This is a genomic window from Methylobacterium sp. J-068 (assembly GCF_022829445.1).
Classification (GTDB): Bacteria; Pseudomonadota; Alphaproteobacteria; order Rhizobiales; family Beijerinckiaceae; genus Methylobacterium.
The window spans coordinates 113,176-136,248 of record NZ_JAKSXY010000084.1 but is presented as its reverse complement, the minus strand read 5'-3'; the positions used below and the strand labels follow the sequence as shown (position 1 = coordinate 136,248).

Sequence of the window (23,073 nt, the reverse complement as noted above, 5' to 3'; positions counted from 1 at the left end):
ATGGTTCTTTATGGCGGACGAAGACGAGGGTCAAGGCAGGCGGAACGCCTCCTTCCTCCTTGTCGGAGGCGGCCCGTAAAACCGGCGCTATCGTGCCGGTCACGCTTGCGCTATGGCCCCGGCCATGAGCCAGACAGCGAGCCGCCCGACAGCCATCCGCCAGAGCACGACGCCGCAGCCCGTGCCGGCCGGGCGCATCCTCATCGCGAGCTTCGTCGGCACCGCGATCGAGTTCTACGACTTCTACGTCTACGCCACCGCCGCCGCGCTGGTGATCGGGCCGATCTTCTTCCCGCCCGGCGATCCGGCGGTGCAGACGCTGGCGGCCTTCGCGACCTTCTCGATCGCCTTCATCGCCCGGCCCATGGGCGCGGCGTTCTTCGGACATTTCGGCGACCGGGTCGGGCGCAAGGCGACACTCGTCGCTTCGCTGATGATCATGGGCCTGTCGACGGTGCTGATCGGCTGCCTGCCGTCCTATGCCACCGCCGGCTGGTGGGCGCCCTTCCTCCTCTGCGTCCTGCGCTTCGGCCAGGGCGTCGGCTTCGGCGGCGAGTGGGGCGGGGCGGCGCTGCTGGCGGTGGAGAACGCGCCGCCGGGCCGGCGCGCGCTCTACGGCATCTTCCCGCAGCTCGGGGCGCCGGTGGGCTTCATCACCGCCAATCTCGGCTTCCTCGGGCTGGCGCTGGCCTTGAGCCCGGCCGACTTCCAGGCCTGGGGCTGGCGCATCCCGTTCCTGGCCTCGGCCGCGCTCGTCGGCGTCGGGCTCTACGTCCGCCTGAAGCTCACCGAGACCCCGGTCTTCAAGGCCGCCCTGGAAAAGGCCGCCCCGGAGCGCGTGCCGCTCGCGGTGATCTTCACCAAGTACATCCGCGCGACGCTGCTCGGCACCTTCGCGATGGTGGCCTGCTACGCGGTGTTCTACCTCTCCACCGTGTTCGCCTTGAGCTACGGCGTCTCGACGCTGGGCTTCACCCGGCCGACCTTCCTGCTGTTCGAGTGCGTGGCCGTGCTCTTCATGGGCCTCGGCATCCCGCTCTCAGGCTGGGCCGCCGACCGCTACGGCCGCCGCCCCGTCCTCCTCTCCGGCCTGATCTTCACCGCGAGCCTCGGCCTGCTGATGGGTCCGATGCTCGGCAGCGGTCAGGGCGGCCCCGTGCTCGGCTTCCTGTGTCTGGGCCTGTTCGCGATGGGCTGGCTGTTCGGGCCGATGGGAGCGCTGCTGCCGGAACTGTTCCCGACCCGCGTGCGCTACACCGGGGCCTCCGTGACCTACAACCTCGCGGGGATCTTGGGAGCCTCCGCTGCGCCGTACTTGGCGCAGCGATTGTCGGAGTGGGGTGGTATCGGTTGGGTGGGGTTGTATTTGGCGGTTGCCGCTGGGGTTAGTTTCGTGGCTGTGGCGCTGATGGAGGAGACTAAACAAACCGAAATATCTTTTAATGATTTATAATTTACATAAATCGATTAAAAAGCATCTATAATTAATACAAATATTATACAAAAAGGCAACGTTCTGCGAATATAAAATCATCCATTCCATCGACGTTTTTACTGACAATATCAAAATATTTTTCATGCTAAATTCTCAAAAAAGAAGCATTGTTGAACAAACTAAGGCAGCAAGTCACTGCAACTTCATCACATAATCAACTATAAATACTCAAGCATAAATTCAGTCAGGCTGCGGTTGCATGTATCGCAAACGCTAAGCTACCATCCCAGTCAATAAGCAAACGAATCAGGGGGTGGAAAGCCGTGAAGCTCGAACAACTTCATATCTCGAATTTTAAAGGCTTGAAGAAAGCTGAAGTGAAATTTGATAGTTTTGATTGTCTTGTTGGTGAAAATAACTCTGGGAAATCATCCGTACTACAGAGTGTCGTCTGGGCATTAGGGCGATCAGGCACACTTCCAACTGCTTTATATTATGACCAAAATACTATAGTAGAATTCAATCTCGTTTTCATCGAAATAGATAGTCGCGATTTGCTGCGATTATCTCTTGAGCAGAGGGATAAAATTCAAGATCTTATTATTGATGGCAAACTTCAGCTAAGAGTTAAATTTCCTCCCAATGAAAAGTGTGAGACACTCGTCCTTCGCAGAACTGCACGAGACGAGCGGTTGCGTGAGCCTCAAATTGCCGCAACCTTACAAGGAAAGCGAGGGGCTAGCGTTATACAAGCTGTTCAAGAGAACTATCCAGAATTTGCTGCCGACCTCCCCCAAGGCGCAACCGCAACAGCGGCGAAAGCATTTCTAAAAGCATGCATTTCAGCCTTACCTGAAGATCAGCATGAGTTAACCGAATGCCCTCTCCCCACCGGTATCAGCTCTTCAATAACTAATCTTTTGCCTGAGCCAATTTACATTCCTGCAGTCAAAAACCTTATTGATGACCTAAAGACCACTCAGTCAACCCCTTTTGGTCGACTCATGGGACTTTTGCTTGAAGGTCTTAACTCAGAACTCTCAAACATACAAGAATCCCTTACTTCACTTAATCGACTATTAAACCGCATAGATATTGAAGGAGACACCGTAGATGGGCGTCACGACACTGTGAAAAAATTAGAGGAAACAATTGAAGGGTTTTTGCAAGATAACTTCCCGTCAATCAAACTGGAACTAAATGTTCCGCCGCCAGAAATCAAAACAATCTTGAGCGCAGCCCAAATATATGTTGACGATGGATCGAGAGACTTAATTGACAACAAGGGTGATGGTATAAAACGATCTCTTACATTTGCTTTGCTTCAAACTTACGTTCAGCACCGCGACAAAACTGAAACCGCGCAATTAGAAATGGCCGAAGTTTCTCCATCTCGTCGACCATTGATGTTTCTCTTCGAAGAACCAGAGCTTTATCTTCATCCTCGATCTCAGAGAATCTTATTCAAAACTTTGGCAAAAATCAGTATTTCTAACCAAGTGATAGTGACAACTCATTCTCCTATTTTCTTCGAACCCGGAGTAACTGCCAGTTTTATTAGAGTATCTAAAGAAACGGCTCGGCCAAAATCTGTAGGCCGGCTATATCCAATTAGTGTAAAACTAGACCCGGACAATGCTGAAGTATTTCGACTGACCAAGTTCGAAAACACAGATGCAGCATTTTTTAGTCGTGGCATAATTTTATTTGAGGGGGAATCAGATGATTTCTATTGCAAACATACAGCAAAAATTTTGAACGAAGAATGGTGCTTTGACAGCAAGTGTGTCTCTTTAGTGAGAGTCTCTGGCAAGGGAAATTTTGCGAAATTTAGACGTTTCTATGAAGCATTTGGTCTGCCAGTTAAGATTGTCGCTGATCTTGACGCAATATTCGACGGATACCAACATCTAGGCGCACCGGCCGATCTGAATGATATCAGATCAACGGCAGTTATGAATATTGATGCTCGCGTCAAGGAACTTAAAATCTCTGCCGAGCCCAACGCTCGTAAAATAAAAGACAAGGTTCATACCGAGAATTTTAAGATCAGATACAACAAGGCCAAACTTATACTTCGAGAAGTTCAAAAAACTGGACATATCCGACCAGAAGAAATTGAGATTTTTGATGAGCTATTTACATGGGAGCAAGATATAGCGCGCATTAATGCTTGTCGTGAAGACGATAAATCAAGACAACATCTCTTACCGCTTCTAGATGGACTTCGGGCTGCCGGTATCTGCGTATTGTCGCGCGGTGCAATCGAGGATTACTATCCTGATGGAGCGGAACATGGACAAAAACCTCAACGCGCATTGCTAGCCGTTGATTTAATTAAAACTAAAGAGGATCTTTCTCCAATAAGCCGCCCTTTAGAGGAAGGCCGCGCCTGTGAATTAACCGAAATCTTCACGGAGCTGTTCCGATCTCGCGAAGCCAATCATTGATAACGATCGATTGTCGATATCTAAAATAGTACGCCTTTGAGCTCATTAAAAACCCAGAAGGACAACCACCTTTAACTATCTGGATCGCTTCAGAAGCTTATTAAAAATTTGTTCGTTGTTTTGCACTTTAAAATATCAACACGCCCACCAAGCTGATTATTCATAGATAATAGGTTCCATCGCCACGCAAAATAAATAGTACCCTAGACTACCAAAAAAATTCAATCTTCGGACACCGATCCATCACCACCATAACTCCCGCCGCCTCCGCCCTTGCGGCGGCGGCGGCATCCCGCACCCCAACCTGCATCCAGATGAAGCGCGGCGTCCAAGGCAAGGCCAGCGCCTCGTCCACCACCCCACCCGCCGCATCCGAACTCCGGAAGATCTCCACCATGTCGACGGGCTCGGGCAGGTCGGAGAGGCGGGCCACCACCCGCTGACCAAGGAGCGTCTGCCCGGCGAGCCCCGGATTGACCGGAGTCACGCGAAACCCGCGCCCCAGCAAAAATTCCATGACGTGGCGGCTCGGCCGGGCCGGGTTCGCCGAGGCGCCGACAAGGGCGATGTGCTTAGTCTCGGTGAGCACGCGGCGGATCAGGGCGGGGTCGTAGGCATCGTGGGCGCGCATGCCTGCTCTTGTCGGGCAGGACCGGCCATGCTGCAAGGTGAGGCATGTCCGAGACCCTGCCGCAGGCCCTGTCGCTCTCCGAGACCGTGGCCTTCCTCGAATCGGCCTTTCCGCAGATGGATGCGGGCGGGCGCACCTATCATCTCGTGGAGGTCGGCCCCGGCCTCGCGCGGATGCGGATGGATCACCACACGCGCCACCTGCGCCCCGGCGGCACGGTCTCCGGCCCGTCCATGATGGCGCTCGCCGATTACGCGCTCTATGCGGCGATCCTCGCCACCCTCGGCCCGGTGGCGCTCGCCGTCACCACCAGCCTCAGCTTCAACTTCCTGCGCAGGCCCGGCCCGGCGGGCCTCGTCGCCGCGGCGCGCCTGCTCAAGCTCGGCCGGCGCCTCGCGGTGGGCGAGGTCCACATCACCACGCCGGACGGCGACAGCCTCGTCTGCCACGCCACCGGCACCTACGCGATCCCGCCGGAGCGGTAGCGCGGCGAGCCCTGCCCCCGCCACGGGGGAGGGCGGTCGCGATTGCGGTATTCTGATACCACTTCACCGAAGCCTTTCCGATCGTTGCGCTTTTCCGGTTTTCGGTTTCCGAAACCGCATTCTCCCTTGACGGCGCGCCCGCCAGCCCCTAGAGACCCGGCAACGCCGCCGCGTCCGCCACGCGGCGGCGCATCGTTTTGAATTCAGACATCATACGGAACGCCACGGGATGAAGACCTTTTCTCTGAAGCCCGCCGACGTCGACAAGAAGTGGATCATCGTCGATGCGGAGGGCCTGGTCGTCGGCCGGCTCGCCTCCATCGTCGCCATGCGCCTGCGCGGCAAGCACAAGCCCGCGTACACGCCCCACGTCGATTGCGGCGACAACGTCATCGTCATCAACGCCGAGAAGGTGAAGTTCACCGGCCGCAAGCGCGAGCAGAAGGTGTACTACCACCACACCGGCTACCCGGGCGGCATCAAGGAGCGCACGGCCAAGTTCATCCTCGACGGGCGCTTCCCCGAGCGCGTCGTGGAGAAGGCCGTCGAGCGCATGCTGCCCCGCGGCCCGCTCTTCCGCCAGATCATGGGCAACCTCCGGGTCTACAAGGGCTCCGAGCATCCCCACACCGCCCAGCAGCCGCAGGCGCTCGACGTCGGCAGCCTCAACCGCAAGAACGTGAGCGCTTGATCATGGCGACCCTCCAGTCCCTCTCCGACCTGAACCGCGCCAACGTCGAGAACCCCGAGAACGCGGCCCCCGTCCACGTTCAGAAGCTCGACGCCCAGGGCCGCGCCTACGCCACCGGCAAGCGCAAGGACGCGGTCGCCCGCGTCTGGATCAAGCCCGGCTCCGGCAAGGTCGTCGTCAACGGCCGCGCGGTCGAGACCTACTTCGCCCGCCCCGTGCTGCGCATGATCCTGCGCCAGCCGCTCACCATCGCCAACCGCGTCGACCAGTACGACATCACCGTCTCGGTGCATGGTGGCGGTCTCTCGGGCCAGGCCGGCGCCGTGCGCCACGGCCTCTCCAAGGCGCTGACCTACTACGAGCCGGAGCTGCGCGCGCCGCTGAAGCGCGAGGGCTTCCTCACCCGCGACAGCCGCGTGGTCGAGCGCAAGAAGTACGGCCGCAAGAAGGCCCGCCGCAGCTTCCAGTTCTCGAAGCGCTGAAGCGAACCGATACGGAATCAGGACAGGGCGGCTTCGGCCGCCCTTTCTTTTTGTCACCCCCGCGAGAGAGACGCCCCCACGATGGCCAAACCCTTCCGGCGCGTTCGCGAGCCCGACGCCTCCGCCGTCACCCTCTGCCTCGCCGAGGCCGAGGGCGCGACGACCGGCGAGGTCAAGCTCGCCGATGGCCGTCTGTTCAGCACCACCGGCACGATGCCTATCGCCCAGGCCTTCGGCATCGCCGTCCACGTGGCCAACGAGAGCGGCCGGGAGATCGTGGTGATCGATCCCCAGAACCTCTGGAAGCCGTCCTGGGGCGAGCTCGTCGCCTGACGGCGACGGCCGCCGTCAGGCGTGCAGGGCGTGCTCCAGCTCGCCCTTCGACATCTTCGAGCGACCGGGAATGTTCTTGTCCCGCGCCGCCTTCATCAGGTCAGCCTTCGTCTTAGTCGAACCGGATTTGCGCGCCGCGGCCGTCTTCTTCGCCACGTCGGCCGGCTGCTTCGAGAACTGCTTGCCCTTGGCCGAATCGGCGCGCTTCTTCTTCGTCGAGCGGTCGTACTCGGATTGCGAGACCGCATCGCGGGCCTTCTTCGGCAGGTAGCGCTCACCGGTCTCGCCGCTCTTCTGGCCGGACTTGGTGTCCCATTCCTCGTCGGTCCATTGCTTGAGGTGGTTGTCCTTCGACTTGCCGCCCTCGTAGCCGCCGCCGGCATCCTTGTAGGCCTTGGTCGCGGCCTGCGCCTTGCGCGCCGACCATTGGCCCGGCTTGCCGCCCTTGTCCGATTCGGTCACCCGCTTCTTCACCTTGTCCCAAAGCTTCGGGTCGGTCTTCTCCGCACTGCCTGACATCGTCGTCTCCGGGTATTCGCGTCCGTTGCGGCGACAACCGGTCGGCGCCGGGCCCCGTTCCGGGCAGCCTTGCGCGATGCACAGGTCAGTCGCGCCGTCATCAAGCCTTGTCGGTCCTGCGCGAAGACGTTGACTTGCAGAGGCGGCCTGGTCACGTGGCCCGCACCGTATCATCGCGGACGACGCGGTGGTTCGACGAACAGGATATGGACGATGTCTGAGAGCGAGCACGGCGCGGGGCGGCGGCCCACGGTCTTCATCGACGGCGAGGCGGGCACCACCGGGCTCGGCATCCGCGAGCGCCTGGAGCGCGAGGGCCGCGTCGCCCTGCGCAGCATCCCGCACGAGAGCCGCAAGGACGTCGCCGTCAAGCGCACGCTGCTGCAGGAGGTCGACCTCGTCGTGCTCTGTCTGCCCGACGGGGCGGCCAAGGAGACGGTGGCGCTCGCCGACGGCCTTGCCGGCGGCGGTCCGCGCATCCTCGACGCCAGCACCGCGCACCGGGTCGACCCGGCCTGGGTCTACGGCTTCGCCGAACTCGAACCGGGGCAGGCGCAGGCCATCCGGCAGTCCCGGCGGGTCGCCAATCCCGGCTGCTATCCGACCGGCGCCATCGCGCTGATCCGCCCGCTGGTCGAGGCGGGGCTGGTTCCCGCCGACCATCCGCTCAGCATCAACGCGGTCAGCGGCTACAGCGGCGGCGGTAAGAGCATGATCGAGACCTACGAGGCCGGGCAGGGCGAGCCGTTCCTGCTCTACGGCCTCGGTTTCGCGCACAAGCACCTGCCGGAGACGCAGGCCTATGCGGGCCTCACCCGCCGGCCGATCTTCATCCCGTCGGTGGGCAATTTCCGCCAGGGCATGCTGGTCAGCGTGCCGCTCCACCTCGACACCCTGCCGGGATCGCCGAAGGTCGCCGATCTCGAAGCCGCGCTGGCGGCCTATTACGAGGGCCAGGACCTGGTGCAGGTGGTCCGGGGCGACGGCGCCGAGCGGATCGAGCCCGAGGCCCTGAACGACACCGACCGCCTCGAACTGCGTGTCTTCGGCAACGAGAGCGTCCGGCAGGCGGTCCTCGTGGCGCGCCTCGACAATCTCGGCAAGGGCGCCTCCGGTGCCGCCGTGCAGAATATCGGCCTGATGCTGGGGCTCGACTGACCGGACGCCGGCGGCGACCCGCCGCCGGTCGCCACGGGATCACGCGATCCAGGCATAGGCCGCGCGTGATCCGGCCAAGTCCTGTCCGGCCAAGTCTTGTCCGGCCAAGTCTTGTCCGGCACGCGCCGCCCGTGGCCCGGCGCCTTCGCTGCACCTAGCGAGAACCAATCGATCCGGGGTCGGTCGTGGCGCGGCGACGGCCCGAGCCGCCCCCCTCGCGCGGCGTTGCGCCGCAGAGACCTCCGATCCCGCACCGAAGGACGCCGCACCGCGATGGGTTCGGCCGCGATCGAGGTCCATCCGCGCGACGAAGCGGTGGCGGGCGGGTCCCCCGCGACGCTGTATAGGACGCGGATCGCACCTGCATCGACAAAGCATCGCGAGCCGGATGTGAAGCTTCGTCAGCCGCTTGGCCCGAACTCTGCACGGCCGGATCACATACCCGCCCCGCCGGCCACCCACCGCAAGAACATACGCCCGCTCGGACTCCGGATAGCGTGACGACGACCCATTCAGTGCGTCTGACCGGAATGGTATCCCCGATCTGATCAGTGAACATCTTGCTGATGCCACCGTTATTTCATGACTGACTGATTGCGAAGACCATCAAAGTGCATTACTCCGATTGAGGCGGGGTTGTCCGGATCCGAGAGGCGGCGCCCATCGCCGGCAGCCTGATCGGAATCTGGATCGAACGGTGTTCGTGGACGGGAACAGTCGCCGCTGCGTCGGCAGCCTCCTCCCGATACGGTGAGCAGATCCGTCGAACAGCGCGGTTCGCTTCATAAAAACAGACGATCTTCCAAGAAAAGACTTTCGGACAAGCCAATCCTTTCACCGCCATAGGTGGGTCCATCGTTTTTTCGGGCAACCGGAGAGCGATTGTTCGATCTCGTGCAGGCGATGCGCGAAAAGTTGATGAATGATCCACAGCGCGGAGAGGAAAAAACGCTTGACCAGCCTAAGAACATCTTGATTGAGAAAATAAGTGGGCCTACGCTAGTAAACAACATCAACACTTATGCAGATCGGCATCGCCTCATGAATGAAACAGACAACGACGCAGCCCGGCTCATCACCCTCGCGGCCGATATCGTCTCGGCCTATGTCAGCAACAATCATGTCCAGAGCGCCGAGCTACCGAAGCTGCTGAGCGATGTTCATGAGGCGATCCGCAGCGTCACCGCCGCCGGTGCGCCGGTGGCCGATGCCGGCCCGCCCAAGGCGACGCCGCAGGAAATCCGCCGCTCGATCACGCCGGATTACTTGATCAGCTTCGAGGACGGCAAGCAGTACAAGACGTTGCGCCGCCACCTGACCCTGCGCGGCCTGACACCCGAGCAGTATCGCGCGAAATGGGGCCTGGCGCCCGATTATCCGATGACCTCGGCGAGCTATTCCGAGCAGCGCTCGGAGCTCGCCCGCGCCCTCGGCCTCGGCCAGCAGCGTCGCAAGGGCGTCGCGCGCAGCGCCGCCGACGAGACCGTCAGCGAGCCCGCCCCGGAAGCCAAGGCCGAGCCCCGCGACGAGGCTCCGGAGCCCGAGAAGAAGCGGCGCGGCCCCCGCAAGAAGGTCGACGCCTGAGCGTCGACCCCGTGCCCCCGGCCGAGCCGGGGATCGAGGCGGACGTTTCGCCCGCATCCCGCCGGGTGGGCTCTCCGATGACGCATCGGAGAGACCACCCGGCTTTCTTCGTTGAGACCGTCTTCCGCTCGATCGAAGCGGAGACGGTCTCGCTCAGCCCGCGCGGCGCCTGAGCGAAGCCCAAATCCACCATCCCGAAGGGATCAAAGGGATTTGGGATGAGACGTCACGCCGGCACAAAAGATTATCCTCAAGACCTCGGCGGACGTGGCCGAAGCCCTGTTCGATGGGCATACGACGCGCGCGCAGGCTCCCCGAGCCCGACGCAACGCTGATTCGGCTCCGTCGTGTTAGCCCTATGGGACCGCGCTGCATTGCAGCATAACCGCCTCGCGCCGCAGAAGGCGGGAGGCCGGCTCCAGCCCCAGGCGCTTCATGCTCTCCCGACCGCTCCTCGCCCTGGCCGCGGCCTCCTTCGGCATCGGCACCACGGAATTCGTCATCATGGGGCTTCTGCCCGAGGTGGCCGAGAGCTTCGGGGTCAGCGTCCCGCGCGCCGGGCTGCTGGTGTCGGGCTACGCACTCGGGGTCGCCATCGGCGCGCCCATCGTGGCGATCGCCACCGCCCGTCTGCCGCGAAAGACCGCCCTCCTCACGCTGATGGCGGTCTTCCTGTTCGGCAATGTCGGCTGTGCGCTCGCCCCGAGCTACGACCTTCTGATGATCGCCCGCATCGTCACCGCCTTCGCGCATGGCGCCTTCTTCGGCATCGGGGCGGTGGTGGCGAGCGGCCTGGTGCCGCGCGAACAGCGCGCCCAGGCCGTCGCGCTGATGTTCGCGGGCCTCACGCTGGCCAACGTCCTCGGCGTTCCGTTCGGAACCGCCCTGGGACAGGTCGCCGGCTGGCGCGCCACGTTCTGGGCGGTGGTCGCCCTGGGTGTCGTGGCGGCCGCCGCCATCCTGGCCTTCGTCCCCGGCGGCATGGCCGGCTCGCGCGGGGGGCTGGCGGGCGAGTTCCGCTCCCTGCGGCGCTGGGCGGTGCTCCTGCCGATGCTGATCAGCACCCTGGCCTCGGTGAGCCTGTTCACGGTCTTCACCTACATCACGCCGCTGCTCGAGAATGTCAGCGGCCTGACGCCGACCCAGGTCACGGGCGCGCTGCTCCTGTTCGGCGTGGGGCTCACCCTCGGCAACCTCATCGGCGGGCGCCTCGCCGACCGGCGCCTGATGGCCACCGTCATCGGTGCCTTCGCGGCCCTGGTCGCGGTGCTGGCCCTGTTCGCCTTCACGGCGCAGGCCGCGATCCCCGCCGTCCTGACCCTGCCGGTCTGGGGAGCGCTCGTCTTCGCCCTGGTCTCGCCCCTGCAGATCTGGGTCGTGGAAGCGGCCACCGATGCGCCCAACCTCGCCTCGACCCTGAACCAGGGCGCGTTCAACCTCGGCAACGCCACCGGCGCGGCCCTGGGAGGCGGCATCGTCACCGCCGGCTTCGGCTACGGCAGCCTGCCGTGGTTCGGAGCCGGCGTGGCGCTCCTGGCCCTCGTCCTGACCCTGACGGCCCGCCGGGGCGGAGAGCCGCTGGCAGCCTGACGCCGCATGGGCGACGGGGCGTCAGGGACGGGGCGAGGCCAACACCTTGTCGATGCGCCGGCCGTCCATGTCGACGACCTCGAAATGCCAGCCGTTCGATTCGAAGCTGTCGCCGGTCGCCGGGATGCGGCCGAGGCGGAAGATCACGAAGCCCGCCAGGGTGGTGAAATCGTCGGAATCCGGCCGCTCCGCGAAGGCGAGCCGGTCGAAGGCCTGCGAGGCCGGCATCATGCCGTCGATGAGCAGGGAGCCGTCCTCCCGCTCCACCACGCTGGGCTCGTCGCCGACCTCGGGAATGTTGCCGGCGATCGCCTCCAGCAGGTCGGTCTGGGTGACGATGCCCTCGAGGCTGCCGTACTCGTCGACGACGACCGCCATCCGCACCGGCTTGGCCTGGAACGTCTCGAGGACGGCGAGGATCGACATGCTCTCATGGACCACGATGGGGGCCTGGGTCACGGCCAGGACGTCCACGCTCTTGCCGTCGAGGAGCTGGTTCAGCAGGTCCTGCTTGCGCACCACGCCGACGATCTCATCGACCTCGCTGCGGCTCACCACCAGCTGGGCGTGGTCGCATTCGCGCACGGAGCGGAGCATCGCCTCCCGCTCCTCGTCGGCATCGACCCACTCCACCTCGTGACGGGGGGTCATGATGTCACGCACCCGGCGCTCGCCGATGGAGAAGATGCGCTGCACGGCCTCCTGCTGGGCCTCGCCGATCAGGCCCGCCTCCTGGCTCGCCTGGACCAGGAGGTTGAGTTCGGCGGTGGAGTGCAGCGAGCCCTCGCCGTGGCCCGCCTGGAGCCCGAACATCCGCACGATGCCGTTGCCGAGGCCGTTGAGGAACAGGATGGCGGGGCGGAAGACGAACAGAAAGACGCCGAGCGGGCGGACCACCGCCAGCGCCGTGCGCTCGCTGCGCTGGAGCGCGAGGCTCTTCGGCGCCAGTTCGCCGAGCACGATGTGCATCGACGTGATGATGACGAAGGAGATCACCACCGCGATGGTGTGGGCGGCGGTGGTGCCGACCGGCTCCGGCAGAAAGCTCAGGGCCGGCACGATGACGTGCGCCAGGGCCGGCTCGCCGACCCAGCCGAGCGCCAGGGACGAGATCGTGATGCCGAGCTGCGTCGCGGCGAGGTAGGCATCGAGCTGATCGGTGGCGCGCTGGAGCGGCTTGGCGTTGGTCCGACGCTCGGAGACCAGTTCGGCGACCCGGCTCCTGCGCACGGAGACCATGGCGAACTCGGCGGCCACGAAGAACCCGTTGGCCAGCACGAGGGCGAAGACGGCAACGAGGCCCAAGCCGGTCGCCCATGCATCGTCGAAAATCGTCGTCTCCCCTGGTCAGCGCCGGATCTCTAACAGCTACGCCGGGTCCGAGCCACAGCGATCCCGGAGAAGCATCATGGGAGACCGGCCGGACGGGGTGTGGCGGTGCGGGCGCGGGACACAGCGGGGTGGCGCCGAAGGCGAGGGGCGGACACGCGCTCGGAGACACGCGGCATCACGACCGGCGCGAGGCCGGCCGTGATGCATCGGCGCGTCGAGGCGGAGCGGCCGATCAACGATCGGCCTTCTCGCCCGAGGTGGTCAGGTCGATGTAGCGCAGGGTGGTGGGCCGGATGAGTTCGCGGACCTTGCGGGCCATCCCCTCTTCTTCACGGAGCGATTGCTGGAAACCGGTGAGCGCCGTCTGCTGCCCGGCGGCCTCGCCGATGGCGATCAGCGATTCGTAGGCCGCGATCTCGAAGTTCTCGAAGGCGTGGTTGGCGTAGGCGTTCTTCAGGATCTCGTCCTGAGCCGGGACGTGGCCGAGGGCCATCATGTTGCCGACGAACCCGAGCACACCCTCCTTGATCGCCGACGGGCTCTCCGAGAGGCTGTGCAGGGCCTCCTCGATCCGGGTGCGCTGGCCGTGGGTCTCCTCGATGTGCCGGCGCAGGGCCGCCTCCATCTCGGGATAGCGCTGGATGCGCTCGACCTGCCGCTCCATGATCTGGAGCGCCTGCATCTCGAGCGCATGCGTGTTCTTCAGGGCCGTCACATAGATTTCGCGCGTATCCGTGGTCACGTCGAAGCTCTCCCGTTTTGTCGCCAACGCATTCGCTGTCGTGACGAGAAGATCATCGGCGGAACCCCTGTTCCGTGACGGGTGCCGGCACGCATCGTCGTCCTGGCCCGTGTCACCACCCTGGCCCGGCGTCTCACGCCGGCCGGCGCACCCTGTTCGACCCGACCCGGCGCGGTGATGCTTGCCGCGACTTAGGTCGAAGCGTCGCCCTTGAGACGCGCCAGTTCGGCTTCGGCGCTCAAAGCGCGCGCCTTCCAGGCGTCGCGGTCGGCCTCCATCGCGCGCGCGGCGGCCTCGGCGTTCTTTGCGCGCGCGCCCTGGGTCGCCGCCAGGGCCTGCGCGCGCTCGCGGGCGCGGGTCTCGCCGGCCATCTGCACCTTGAGGTCGCGGGGCGTGGCCATCGTGGCAATTCCTCGAATCCGGTTGGTCCCGTGCCTTCCCGCGCCGTGGCGCCGGGGTCAAGCTCAGGCAAAGGGCTCGGCGCCGAACCTCAGAGGAACTTGGCGGGATCCCGACTGGGCGGGGCCGGCCTCACGTCGGAGCGATTCCACCAGCCGCCGCCGAGCGCCTGGAAGAGCGCGGCGGTGTCGGCGTACTGGTTGGCGCGCGCGCCGGCCGAAGTCACCAGGGCCGAGAGGTAGGATTGCTGCGCGATCAGCACCTGCGTGCTGTTGAGGGCCCCCGCCGCGTATTGCTTGCGGATCAGCCCGAGGCTCTCGCCCGTCGCCCGCTCGGCGGCAGAGGCCGCCGCCACCGCCTTGGCGTCGGATTGGAGCGCCCGCAGGGTGTCGGCGACGTTCTGGAAGGCGCCGATCACCACCGCGCGGTACTGCGCCTGGGCCTGGGTCAGCGTCTCCTCCGCCGCGCGCTGGCGCCGGAACAGGGTTCCGGCGTCGAAGATCGGTTGCGCCACGGTGCCGATGATCCCGTAGAACGAGGCGCTGGAGGCCGCGAGCTGCGCGATCCGAACCGCGCTGGCACCGCCATTGGCGGTGATGTTGAACTGCGGCAGGCGGTTGGCGACCGCGACGCCGACCGCCGCGCTCGCCTGCTGCACGCTGGCCTCCGCCGCCTTCACGTCGGGGCGCTGCTGCACGAGGCTGGAGGGCAGGCTGACCGGGAGCTTCGTCGGCAGGCGCAGGGAGGCCAGGGTGAAGGTCTGGCTGATCTCCTCGCTCGGCAGGCGGCCGACCAGCGCGGTCAGGAGGTTGCGCTGCTGGGCGAGCTGCTTCTCCAGGGGCGGCAGCAGCTGCATCGAGACCGACAGGGCGGCCTGCTGCACCACCACGTCGGCGCCGGCGATCTGCCCGAGGGACAGCTGCTTGTTGTAGAGGTTGAGGACGTCGGTCTGCGCCTGGATCACCTTGCGGGTGGCGTCGATCTGGGCGCGCAGGGACGCTTCCTGGATCGCCGCCAGCACCACGTTCGCGGTCAGCGTGAGGTAGGTCGCCTCGAGCTGGTAGCGCTGGTTCTCGGCCTGCGCCTCCAGCGACTCGATCTCGCGCCGGTTGCCGCCGAACACGTCGGGGGTGAACGAGACCGTCACCTGCGGCGTGTAGAGGCTGTAGAAGAGCTGCCGCGGGTCGTTGAGCGGCCCCTGCAGGGCCCCGCCCGGCGCCTTCTGGCGCGAGCCGAGGCCGTTGGCGGTGACCACCGGAAACAGCGTGCCGCGCTGCGCCTCGACGTTCTCCTGCGCGATCCGCAGGGCCGCCTGGGCCGCGTCGAGGTTCGGATTGTTGGCGAGCGCCTCGTCCACGAGGCGGTTGAGGGCCGGGGAGTGGAACAGAGTCCACCATTGCCCCGGCACGTCGGCGCCCGAGACGAAGCTCTGGTCGGCCGAGCCGCCATGGGCGGTGCGGATGTTGTCCGAGGCGCTCGGGTTGCGCAGGGGCTCGCTGGTGTAGCGGCCGACGGGCGGATCGGCGGGAGGCACGAAATCCGGCCCGACCATGCAGCCGCCGAGCGCGCTCAGGGCGGCGGCGAGCACGCCGGCGCGGATCGGCGCGGATCGACGCGGCGTCCTGCCGGCCGGAGCCTGATGGGGGTGAAAAACCGTCATGGTGCCGGAGAATCCTGTCGCCGTCCGAGGCCGTAGAGGCGTCGGGACGTCACCGAAGTCAACGCGGCGGATCGGTTGCGCACGCGGCTTATCGCGCATGTGCCCGCCACGTCACGCGTGCTCGGCCTGCGCCACGGCGCGGGCCGCGGGGGGCGTCGCGTTCACGGCCGGTGTCCGGCGCGAGAACAGCGCGATCAGGATCGGCACCACCACGAGGATCAGGTTCGGGGCGAGCATGATGCCGCCGACCACCACCAGGGCGAGGGGCTTCTGCACCTGGGAGCCGATGCCGGTGGAGACCGCCGCCGGGAGCAGGCCGACGCAGGCGGCGACGCAGGTCATCATCACCGGGCGCATGCGGACGTTGGCGGCATGCCACACGGCCTCCGCCCGGCCCCAGCCCTCGTCGAGGAGCTGGTTGTAGTACGAGAGCAGGATCACGCCCTCCATGGTGGAGATGCCGAACAGGGCGATGAAGCCGATGGCCGCCGAGATCGAGAACGGGGTCAGCGTCAGGAACAATGCGAAGATGCCCCCGATCATCGCCATGGGGATCACGCTCAGCGTCAGCACCATGTCGGTCACGGAACTGAAGTTCACGTAGAGCAGCAGGGCGATCAGCGCGATCGTCACCGGAACCACGATGGACAGGCGCTGCACCGCGTCCTGGAGGTTGGTGAACTGCCCGACCCATTCGAGGTGGAAGCCGGCCGGCAGCGTCACCTCCTGGGCGATCCGGGCCTGCGCCTCCGAGACGGCGCCGCCGAGGTCGCGCCCGCGCACCGAGAACTTCACCGGAATGTAGCGCTCCTGGTTCTCGCGGTAGATGAAGGCCGCGCCCGAGACGAGTTCCACGCTGGCGATCTCGGAGAGCGGCACCTGGATCACCCCGCCGGCCGGGTTCGTCGCCCCGACGGTGATGTTGCGGATGGTCTCCAGGCTTCTGCGGTATTGCGGCGCGAGGCGCACCCGCATCGGGAAATGCCGGTCCGAGCCGTACTCGTAGAGGTCGCCCGCCGTCTGGCCGCCGATCGCCGCCTGGACGGTGGTGTTCACGTCCCCCGGCAAGAGGCCGTAGCGGGCGGCCTTGCGCCGGTCGATGTCGATCCGCACCGTGGGCTGGCCGAGGGAGGCGAACACCGCGAGGTCGGCTACGCCCGGCACCCGCGACAGCGTGGCCTTGATCGCCTCGGCCGTGCGGGTGAGTTCGTTCAGGTCGTTGCCGTAGATCTTGACCGAGTTCTCGCCCTTCACGCCGGACGCGGCCTCTTGGACGTTGTCCTCGATGTACTGGGAGAAATTGAACTCGATGCCCGGAAAGGCCTCGTCGAGCTTGGCCGAGAGGTCGCGAACCAGGCCCTCCTTGTCGAGGCCCTTGCGCCAGGTGTCGAAGGGCTTCAGCGGCGCCAGGATCTCGACGTTGAAGAACCCGGTGGCGTCGGTGCCGTCGTCCGGGCGGCCCTGGTGCGAGAGCACGGTCACCACCTCGGGCACGTCGGCGATGATCCCGCGCAGGCGCTCCACGTAGGCGTTGCCGGCCTCCAGGGAGATCGAGGCCGGCATGGTGCCGCGGATGTAGAGGTTGCCCTCCTCGAGCTTCGGTAGGAATTCGAGGCCCAGCGTGCGCGCCGCGATGGCGGAAGCGCCGAGCAGGGCGACCAGCACCAGCAGCGAGAGCACCTTGTTGCGCAGGCCGAAGCGCAGGATCAGCACGTGGCCGAAGCGCAGCAGGCGCACCACCAGGGTGTCGCGCTCCTCCATGTGCCTGGGCAGGATCAGCGCCGACAGGGCGGGCGAGACCGTGAAGGTGGCGATGAGGCCGCCGAGCAGCGCGTAGGCGTAGGTCTTGGCCATCGGCCCGAAGATGTGGCCCTCGACGCCCGTGAGCGTGAAGAGCGGCAGGAAGCCCACGATGATGATGGTCGCCGAGAAGAAGATCGCCCGGTTCACCTCCGCGCCCGCGATCGCGATCGTGCCGAGACGCCCGGTCAGCCCGCCCGGCGGCGCCTGACCCTCGCCGTGCTCCGGTTCGGCCAGATGCCGGAACACGTTCTCGACCATGATGACGGTGGCGTCGACGATGAGGCCGAAATCGATGGCGCCGAGCGACAGGAGGTTGGCCGAATCCCCGCGCAGGACCAGGATGAGGATGGCGAAGCCGAGGGCGAAGGGAATCGTGGCCGCCACGATGATGGCACTGCGCAGCGAGCCCAGGAACAGCCACTGCACCACGAAGACCAGCACCACGCCGAAGACGAGGTTGTGCATCACCGTGTGGGTCGTGGTGTGGATGAGGCCGCTGCGGTCGTAGATGCGCTCCACCTTCACGCCGGGGGGCAGGATGCCGCTGGCGTTGACCTTGTCGATCTCGGCGTTGACGAGGCGCAGGGTCGGCAGGCTCTCGCCGTCGCGGCTCATCAGCACGATGCCCTCGACGATGTCGTTCTCGCCGTCATGGCCGACGATGCCGAGGCGCGGCGCGTTCGAGACCCGCACCTCGGCCACGTCGCGCACCAGCACGGGCACGCCGTTGACCTGGGTCAGCATCGTGTCGCGGATGTCGTCCATGTCGCGGATGAGGCCGATGCCGCGCACCACGGCCGATTGCTCGCCGACGTTCAGGGTCTGGCCGCCGACGTTGATGCTCGAATTGTTCAGCGCGGTGACGAGCTGGACCAGGGTCAGCCCCTGCGCCTGGAGCCGGGTGAGATCGACGGCGATCTCGTATTCCTTGGTCCGGCCGCCGAAGGCCGTCACGTCGGTGACGCCGGGAATCGCCTTGAAGCGCCGCTGAAGCACCCAGTCCTGCAGGGTCTTGAGTTCGGTCGAGGTGTATCCCTTCGGCCCCGTCACCTTGTAGCGCATGATCTCGCCGACCGGGCTCGTGGGCGAGATCTGCGGCTGGGCGCCGTTGGGCAGGGGCGGCAGCTGCGACAGGCGGTTGAGCACCCGCTGCAGGGCCTGCTGGTAGGTGAAGGCGTAGGAGAACTGGACCTTCACGTCGGAGAGGCCGAACAGCGAGATCGTGCGCACCACCGTGGCGTTGGGGATGCCGGCGAGCTGCACCTCCAGGGGGATCGTGATGTAGCGCTCGATCTCGTCGGCGGATTGCCCGGGATTCTGCGTGATGACGTCGACCAGCGGCGGCACCGGGTCGGGATAGGCCTCGATGTTGAGCTGCGTGTAGCTCGCGTAGCCGAGCGCGAGCATGACCACGAACAGCAGGAACACCAGGACGCGCTGGCGCAGGGCGAAGACGATCAGGCTGTTCATCGGACGTGGTTCTCGGCGCTGGCCTCGACGATGGGTGGGGCGCGGTGGCTCAGGAGGCCTTGTCGCCGCTGGTCGCCCGATCCATGAAGACGGCGCCCCGCGTGACGATGTCCTCGCCGTCGGAGATCCCTTCCGTCACCTGCGCCATGCCGGCGGTGATCAGGCCGAGCTTCACGTCGCGGGCCTCGATGGCGCCGTCGGGGCGGGCGACCCAGACATGCGCCCGCGCGCCCTCGTAGACGATGGCGGCGACCGGCACGGCCGGCGCCGATCGCTCGGGCCCGGTGAAGATCGTGAAGCTGGCGAACATCTCGGGCTTCAGGACCCGGTCGGGGTTCTCGACCTCGCTGCGCACGGCCAGACGCCGGGTCGCCGGATCGAGGCTCGCCGACATGTAGTCGACCCGCGCCTTGAAGAGCCGCTCGCCGAAGCCCGCCACCGTCGCCTGGACCTCCTGCCCGATGCGGATCTTGGGGATCTCGCTCTCGCGCACGTTGGCCACCAGCCAGACCGTCGAGAGGTCGCCGATCACGAAGACCGGGTCGCTCGACGTGGAGAGGTACTGGCCGAGGCCGACCTTGCGCTGGACGATGGTGCCGGAGATCGGGGCGCGGATCTGGGTCTCCGAACTGAGGGTGCCCTTGCGCTCGTAGGCGGCGATCTCGGCATCCGTCTTGCCGAGGAGGCGCAGGCGGTTCTTCACCGCATCGAGGCTCGCCTCGGCGGTGCGCAGGTCGCTCTGGGCGCCGATCACGTCGTTCTGGGCCGCCTGATAATCCTTGAGCGCGACGGCCTTGGCCTGGAACAGCTCCTGCTGCCGGGCCGCGATGGTCTGGTCGAGCTTCAGCAGGGCGGCCGCCTTGGCGATGGTGTTGAGCGCCGCCTGGTAGTCGCTCTGGGCCTGGAGCATGTCGGTGGCCTCGAGGGTGAGGAGGACGTCACCGGCCTTCACCTCGTCGCCCGCGCGGACCAGCACCTTCGTCACCCGGCCCGCATAGGGCGAGGTGACGGGCACGTTGTCGTCCTCGTTGAGGGCGATACGGCCCTCCGCCATGCCCTCGGGGCGAAAGCCCACCGCCTTCACGGTGACGATGTCGAGGGCGGCGCGCTGCGCCGGGGTGGGACGGAAGACGCGCGCCACCGGGGCCGGGCGCGCCCCGGACTCGTCCGTCCCGGCGGTCTCCGTCGCGGCGAATCGCTCCCGGATCGAGGCGGCCGCCCAGGTGAGGAACCCCAGGGTCGGGCCGGTCCAGATGCTCGCGGCCACGATCGCGCAGATCAGCAGGCCGAGCGGAATGACGATCCTGGCGATCGAACGCTTTGTCCCATTCATCAGGCGTAACTTCGATTCGGGTTGGTCGTGGAGCGGCATCCGGCGGATCCGCGGTTTTACGCGAACGACACGCCGGATGAGGCCATCATGCGAATCGCGACGTGGAAGCGCCGTCCAACCCCGTCGGGCGACGATTCCAGAACGGGTCCGGCGGTCGCCGACGTATCGCGGGCTGCAATACGCGATCCGCATGCGATTTGCGTGACATCGTTTCGCGCGCAACGCAAAAATCCGCGAGGCCGCAGGACTCCCACAGCCACGCTCCGTGCAGGTTACGCGACGGCGTGTCGAATTCGAGGCAGCCGCAGCCGGGCCGCCCCGCATCGGCGGATCGCCCGCCGGCCGGTCGATCCCTTCCGGCGATCCCTGAGGGATGGCGGATTTGGGCTTCGCTCAGGCGCCGCGCGGTCTCAGTGGCTCACCTGCGCCGAGGCCAGGATCGCGACCCCGAGGGCGATCACGCCGATCCCGACGATCATCGTCGGGCTGACCGGCTCGCCGAACAGGAGCGCGCCGCCCAGAGCCGCGCCCACCATGCCGACGCCGGCCCAGATGGCGTAGACGACGCCGATCGGCAGCATGTCCATGCTGGTCGACATCAGCCACAGGGCCGTGCCGTAGCCCAGGGCCACCAGGACGGTCGGCACCGGCCGGGTCAGGCCGTCGGCGGCCTTCAGGGCGAGGGTGGCGGTGATCTCCGCGCCGATCGCCAGGGAGAGGATGAGGAACGGGTTCATGCGATGGCCGTCAGCGCCGCGGGCTGGCTGGGGGCGGGTGCGGTGAACATCTCCAGATCGTCGGCGAACTGGTCGACGATCTCGGCCGAGTTCGCCAGGCAGGTGCCGAGATAGGCCGGCAGCGGCGGCGGTGCCGCGAAGCCCTCCGCCAGCAGGCGGGTGTTGTCGAAGCTGAGATCGAGGGAGCAGAACGCGTAATAGGCGCGGGTCGCGCGCAGCATCGCCTGCTTCAGGGAACCGTCGAGCCCGAAGACCTGCGCGAAGCGGGCGCGCAGGGTGGCGCGATCGGCCAGATCGAAGCGGGTGAAGGCGCGGATGCCGTCACTGGGCTCGGCCGCTTCGAAGGCCCGCATCAGGTCGGCCCAGGAGGTGCTCGCCGAGGCACCGCCCGAGACGTGATAGAGCCGGTGCGCGAGGCTCGGCTTGAACAGGAGGCCGTGCAGGGTTTCGGCGACCCAGTCGGAGGGGACGATGTCCACCTTGCTCTCGGGCGCGCAGGGCAGCATGCGCAGGCGGTCGGCCGCGCGCACCACCCACAGGATGCTGGAACTCGGGCCGGCGCCCAGGACGGAGTGCCCGACGACGATCGAGGGACGGGCCACGACGATCGGCAGGTCCGAGAAGTGCTCGGCGAGGGAGGATTCCGCCGCCGCCTTCGACACCGTGTAGGCGACGAGATGCCGGGCATCGGCGGCCGGATAGGCGGCCTCCTCGACGTGATGCGGCGCGTTGGCCCCGCAGATCATCGCGGTTCCCACGTGGAGGAAGCGTTGCAGCCCCGACATCGCGCGGGCGCGGCGGGCCAGCGCCAGGGTGCCGTCGTGGTTGGTCCGGTTGACCCGCTCGTCGCCCCACCACGAGGTGTCGGCGGCCAGGTGCAGGATGTGGGTGAGGCCGTCGAGGCGCGGGTCCATGTCGAGGTCGGCGCGGGTGAAGTCGCCGGGCACGATCTCGATCTTGCGGGCCAGGCGCTGGGCGGTGAACGGATCGGTGAAGCGGGCGAGCCTGGCGGCGACGCGCTGGCGTCCCTGCTCGATGCTGCCGCAACGGACGAGGCAGACCCACTCCGTGGCGTCGTCCCGGTCGAGAGCATGGTGGAGCACGGCTCCGCCGATCAGACCGGTCGCGCCGGTGAGCAATACGCGTTTCAAATTCCGCCCCCTCGTTGGAGACGGTGTGCCAGACAAATTCAGAAATAATCCGGACGAAAACTGCGCAAAACGACATTCGCGGAGCGCGATGCAAATTTACATCACTCGATCACGAATTCGTGTTTGACGTTGGCGTGATCGGGTCCGTCACGGCGGGCTGCGGAAAGAATAGATCGCGCCCACGCCCGCGGACAATTGGTTGACCGTTCCGAACCGCCGGACGATCGGGCTCGCGGCGGCGGCGGAGAGCAGCCGGTCGTAGCGGCCGTAGACGAGAGTCTGCCAATCGTCGGACCAGTCGTAGGCCAGGGCCGCCGCCAGACCCGCCGAACGCGGGCCGCCTCGCGGGTCGTAGGGTTTCAGGCCAAGGGCACGGTCCGGGACGCCGAAATCGATTCGCTGGGAGGCCGCGTCGGCGAGGACGAGCCGCGGGCCGCCGCTGAGCGTGAAGCGCCCGAACCGGTGGATCGCATCGCCCGCGAGCTTGATCAGCACGCCGTCATGCGCCCGCACGCCCTGGGTGACCTCGGCCCGGAGGCGCAGCGTGTCCCGCTCGAGCCAGACTTCGCCGAACAGGCCGAGGCCGACCGTGAGCGGCACCGTCGGCAGATCGGGAACGTGGCGGGTGTCCCGGGCGGAACGCCCGTCGCGCAGGTCGAGCACGGGGCCCACCCGCAACGGACCCGTCTCGACGAGGTCGGCGTCGAGGCCATCGTCGGGGGACCACCATTCCGGCGCTTCGCCGGGACGTCGGAACGAGAGGTAGGGCAGGCCCCAGAGCGAGGCCCGGTTCGCCCCCTGGAAGCGCGGACCGACCCCGGACAGCGCCCCGACCGAGAACACAGTTCCGGGCGCGAACAGCGCCGAGACGTCGTCGGGTTGCGCACGCGCCCGCGAGGCGCCGCCGGCCAGCAGGAGCACGACCGCCAGCGCCGCGCGCGCCGATCGCCGCGCCGCCGTCCCGGCCCCACCGGCCCATCGCTCGGGCGCCCTCATCGTCACGTCGCCTTCCGGGCCGGCCCCGTTCGTCATCGGCCCGGCCACCATCGGAAACCGCAAGCACGCGCGCGAGTCAATCCGGGAATTCC

The 23,073-nt window shown here is 65.9% G+C and carries 20 protein-coding genes; 9 read left to right on the top strand and 11 right to left on the bottom strand.

The window, feature by feature from the left end; all coding sequences use genetic code 11:
* The first annotated feature begins 112 nt into the window (after window positions 1–112).
* Entirely contained in the window at window positions 113–1,453 is a 1,341-nt protein-coding gene (locus tag MKK54_RS14225) for an MFS transporter (RefSeq protein ID WP_409564182.1), read from the top strand.
* A gap of 305 nt (window positions 1,454–1,758) precedes the next feature.
* A complete protein-coding gene (locus MKK54_RS14220; protein ID WP_244011762.1) occupies window positions 1,759–3,885 on the top strand; it encodes an ATP-dependent nuclease in 2,127 nt (708 codons plus the stop codon).
* A 208-nt stretch (window positions 3,886–4,093) separates the two neighbouring features.
* On the opposite strand, the gene MKK54_RS14215 is transcribed toward MKK54_RS14220, so the two are convergent.
* Window positions 4,094–4,516: a CoA-binding protein gene (locus MKK54_RS14215; RefSeq protein WP_244011760.1), complete on the bottom strand. Its 423-nt coding sequence runs from the start codon at window positions 4,514–4,516 to the stop codon at window positions 4,094–4,096.
* Window positions 4,517–4,560: 44 nt separating this feature from the next.
* Here MKK54_RS14215 and MKK54_RS14210 point away from each other — a divergent pair, with 44 nt between their 5' ends.
* The 4 genes from MKK54_RS14210 (at window position 4,561) to MKK54_RS14195 (ending at window position 6,507) form a co-directional block, all read left to right on the top strand.
* Window positions 4,561–5,001 (top strand): PaaI family thioesterase, encoded by a 441-nt coding sequence (locus tag MKK54_RS14210; RefSeq protein ID WP_244011758.1) that lies wholly within the window; start codon window positions 4,561–4,563, stop codon window positions 4,999–5,001.
* A gap of 229 nt (window positions 5,002–5,230) precedes the next feature.
* Window positions 5,231–5,692, top strand: coding sequence for a 50S ribosomal protein L13 (gene rplM / locus MKK54_RS14205; protein WP_056184577.1), 462 nt, complete (start codon window positions 5,231–5,233; stop codon window positions 5,690–5,692).
* 2 nt (window positions 5,693–5,694) lie between these two features.
* A complete protein-coding gene (gene rpsI, locus MKK54_RS14200) occupies window positions 5,695–6,174 on the top strand; it encodes a 30S ribosomal protein S9 (protein WP_244011756.1) in 480 nt (159 codons plus the stop codon).
* A gap of 81 nt (window positions 6,175–6,255) precedes the next feature.
* A complete protein-coding gene (locus MKK54_RS14195; RefSeq protein WP_244011754.1) occupies window positions 6,256–6,507 on the top strand; it encodes a hypothetical protein in 252 nt (83 codons plus the stop codon).
* A gap of 15 nt (window positions 6,508–6,522) precedes the next feature.
* Here the strand turns inward: MKK54_RS14195 and MKK54_RS14190 are convergent, their stop codons facing one another.
* A complete protein-coding gene (locus MKK54_RS14190; protein WP_244011752.1) occupies window positions 6,523–7,026 on the bottom strand; it encodes a hypothetical protein in 504 nt (167 codons plus the stop codon).
* 213 nt (window positions 7,027–7,239) lie between these two features.
* On the opposite strand from MKK54_RS14190, the gene argC reads away from it, so the two are divergent.
* The 3 genes from argC to MKK54_RS14175 all read left to right on the top strand — a co-directional run bounded on the left by argC (window position 7,240) and on the right by MKK54_RS14175 (window position 11,358).
* A complete protein-coding gene (gene argC, locus MKK54_RS14185) occupies window positions 7,240–8,184 on the top strand; it encodes an N-acetyl-gamma-glutamyl-phosphate reductase (protein WP_244011750.1) in 945 nt (314 codons plus the stop codon).
* A 1,041-nt stretch (window positions 8,185–9,225) separates the two neighbouring features.
* A complete protein-coding gene (locus MKK54_RS14180) occupies window positions 9,226–9,768 on the top strand; it encodes a MucR family transcriptional regulator (protein WP_244011822.1) in 543 nt (180 codons plus the stop codon).
* Window positions 9,769–10,203: 435 nt separating this feature from the next.
* Window positions 10,204–11,358: an MFS transporter gene (locus MKK54_RS14175; protein ID WP_244011748.1), complete on the top strand. Its 1,155-nt coding sequence runs from the start codon at window positions 10,204–10,206 to the stop codon at window positions 11,356–11,358.
* 21 nt (window positions 11,359–11,379) lie between these two features.
* Here MKK54_RS14175 and MKK54_RS14170 read toward each other — a convergent pair whose 3' ends face one another.
* The 9 genes from MKK54_RS14170 to MKK54_RS14130 all read right to left on the bottom strand — a co-directional run bounded on the left by MKK54_RS14170 (window position 11,380) and on the right by MKK54_RS14130 (window position 23,017).
* Complete coding sequence (locus MKK54_RS14170; protein WP_409564184.1) at window positions 11,380–12,636, bottom strand: hemolysin family protein; 1,257 nt, start codon at window positions 12,634–12,636, stop codon at window positions 11,380–11,382.
* Between the two features lie 286 nt (window positions 12,637–12,922).
* Window positions 12,923–13,432, bottom strand: coding sequence for a ferritin-like domain-containing protein (locus tag MKK54_RS14165; RefSeq protein WP_244011746.1), 510 nt, complete (start codon window positions 13,430–13,432; stop codon window positions 12,923–12,925).
* A 191-nt stretch (window positions 13,433–13,623) separates the two neighbouring features.
* A complete protein-coding gene (locus tag MKK54_RS14160; RefSeq protein ID WP_244011744.1) occupies window positions 13,624–13,833 on the bottom strand; it encodes a hypothetical protein in 210 nt (69 codons plus the stop codon).
* A gap of 89 nt (window positions 13,834–13,922) precedes the next feature.
* Window positions 13,923–15,491, bottom strand: a complete 1,569-nt coding sequence (locus tag MKK54_RS14155) for an efflux transporter outer membrane subunit (protein WP_244011742.1) — start codon at window positions 15,489–15,491, stop codon at window positions 13,923–13,925.
* A 111-nt stretch (window positions 15,492–15,602) separates the two neighbouring features.
* A complete protein-coding gene (locus MKK54_RS14150; RefSeq protein ID WP_244011740.1) occupies window positions 15,603–18,764 on the bottom strand; it encodes an efflux RND transporter permease subunit in 3,162 nt (1,053 codons plus the stop codon).
* Between the two features lie 49 nt (window positions 18,765–18,813).
* Window positions 18,814–20,097: an efflux RND transporter periplasmic adaptor subunit gene (locus tag MKK54_RS14145; RefSeq protein ID WP_244011738.1), complete on the bottom strand. Its 1,284-nt coding sequence runs from the start codon at window positions 20,095–20,097 to the stop codon at window positions 18,814–18,816.
* Between the two features lie 410 nt (window positions 20,098–20,507).
* Window positions 20,508–20,834, bottom strand: a complete 327-nt coding sequence (locus MKK54_RS14140; RefSeq protein ID WP_244011736.1) for a DMT family transporter — start codon at window positions 20,832–20,834, stop codon at window positions 20,508–20,510.
* On the bottom strand, window positions 20,831–21,985 hold the full coding sequence (locus MKK54_RS14135) for an SDR family oxidoreductase (protein WP_244011734.1): 1,155 nt from the start codon (window positions 21,983–21,985) through the stop codon (window positions 20,831–20,833). Before MKK54_RS14135 ends, MKK54_RS14140 begins: the two co-directional genes overlap by 4 nt.
* Window positions 21,986–22,132: 147 nt before the next feature.
* A complete protein-coding gene (locus tag MKK54_RS14130) occupies window positions 22,133–23,017 on the bottom strand; it encodes a MipA/OmpV family protein (RefSeq protein WP_244011732.1) in 885 nt (294 codons plus the stop codon).
* Window positions 23,018–23,073 lie beyond the last annotated feature (56 nt).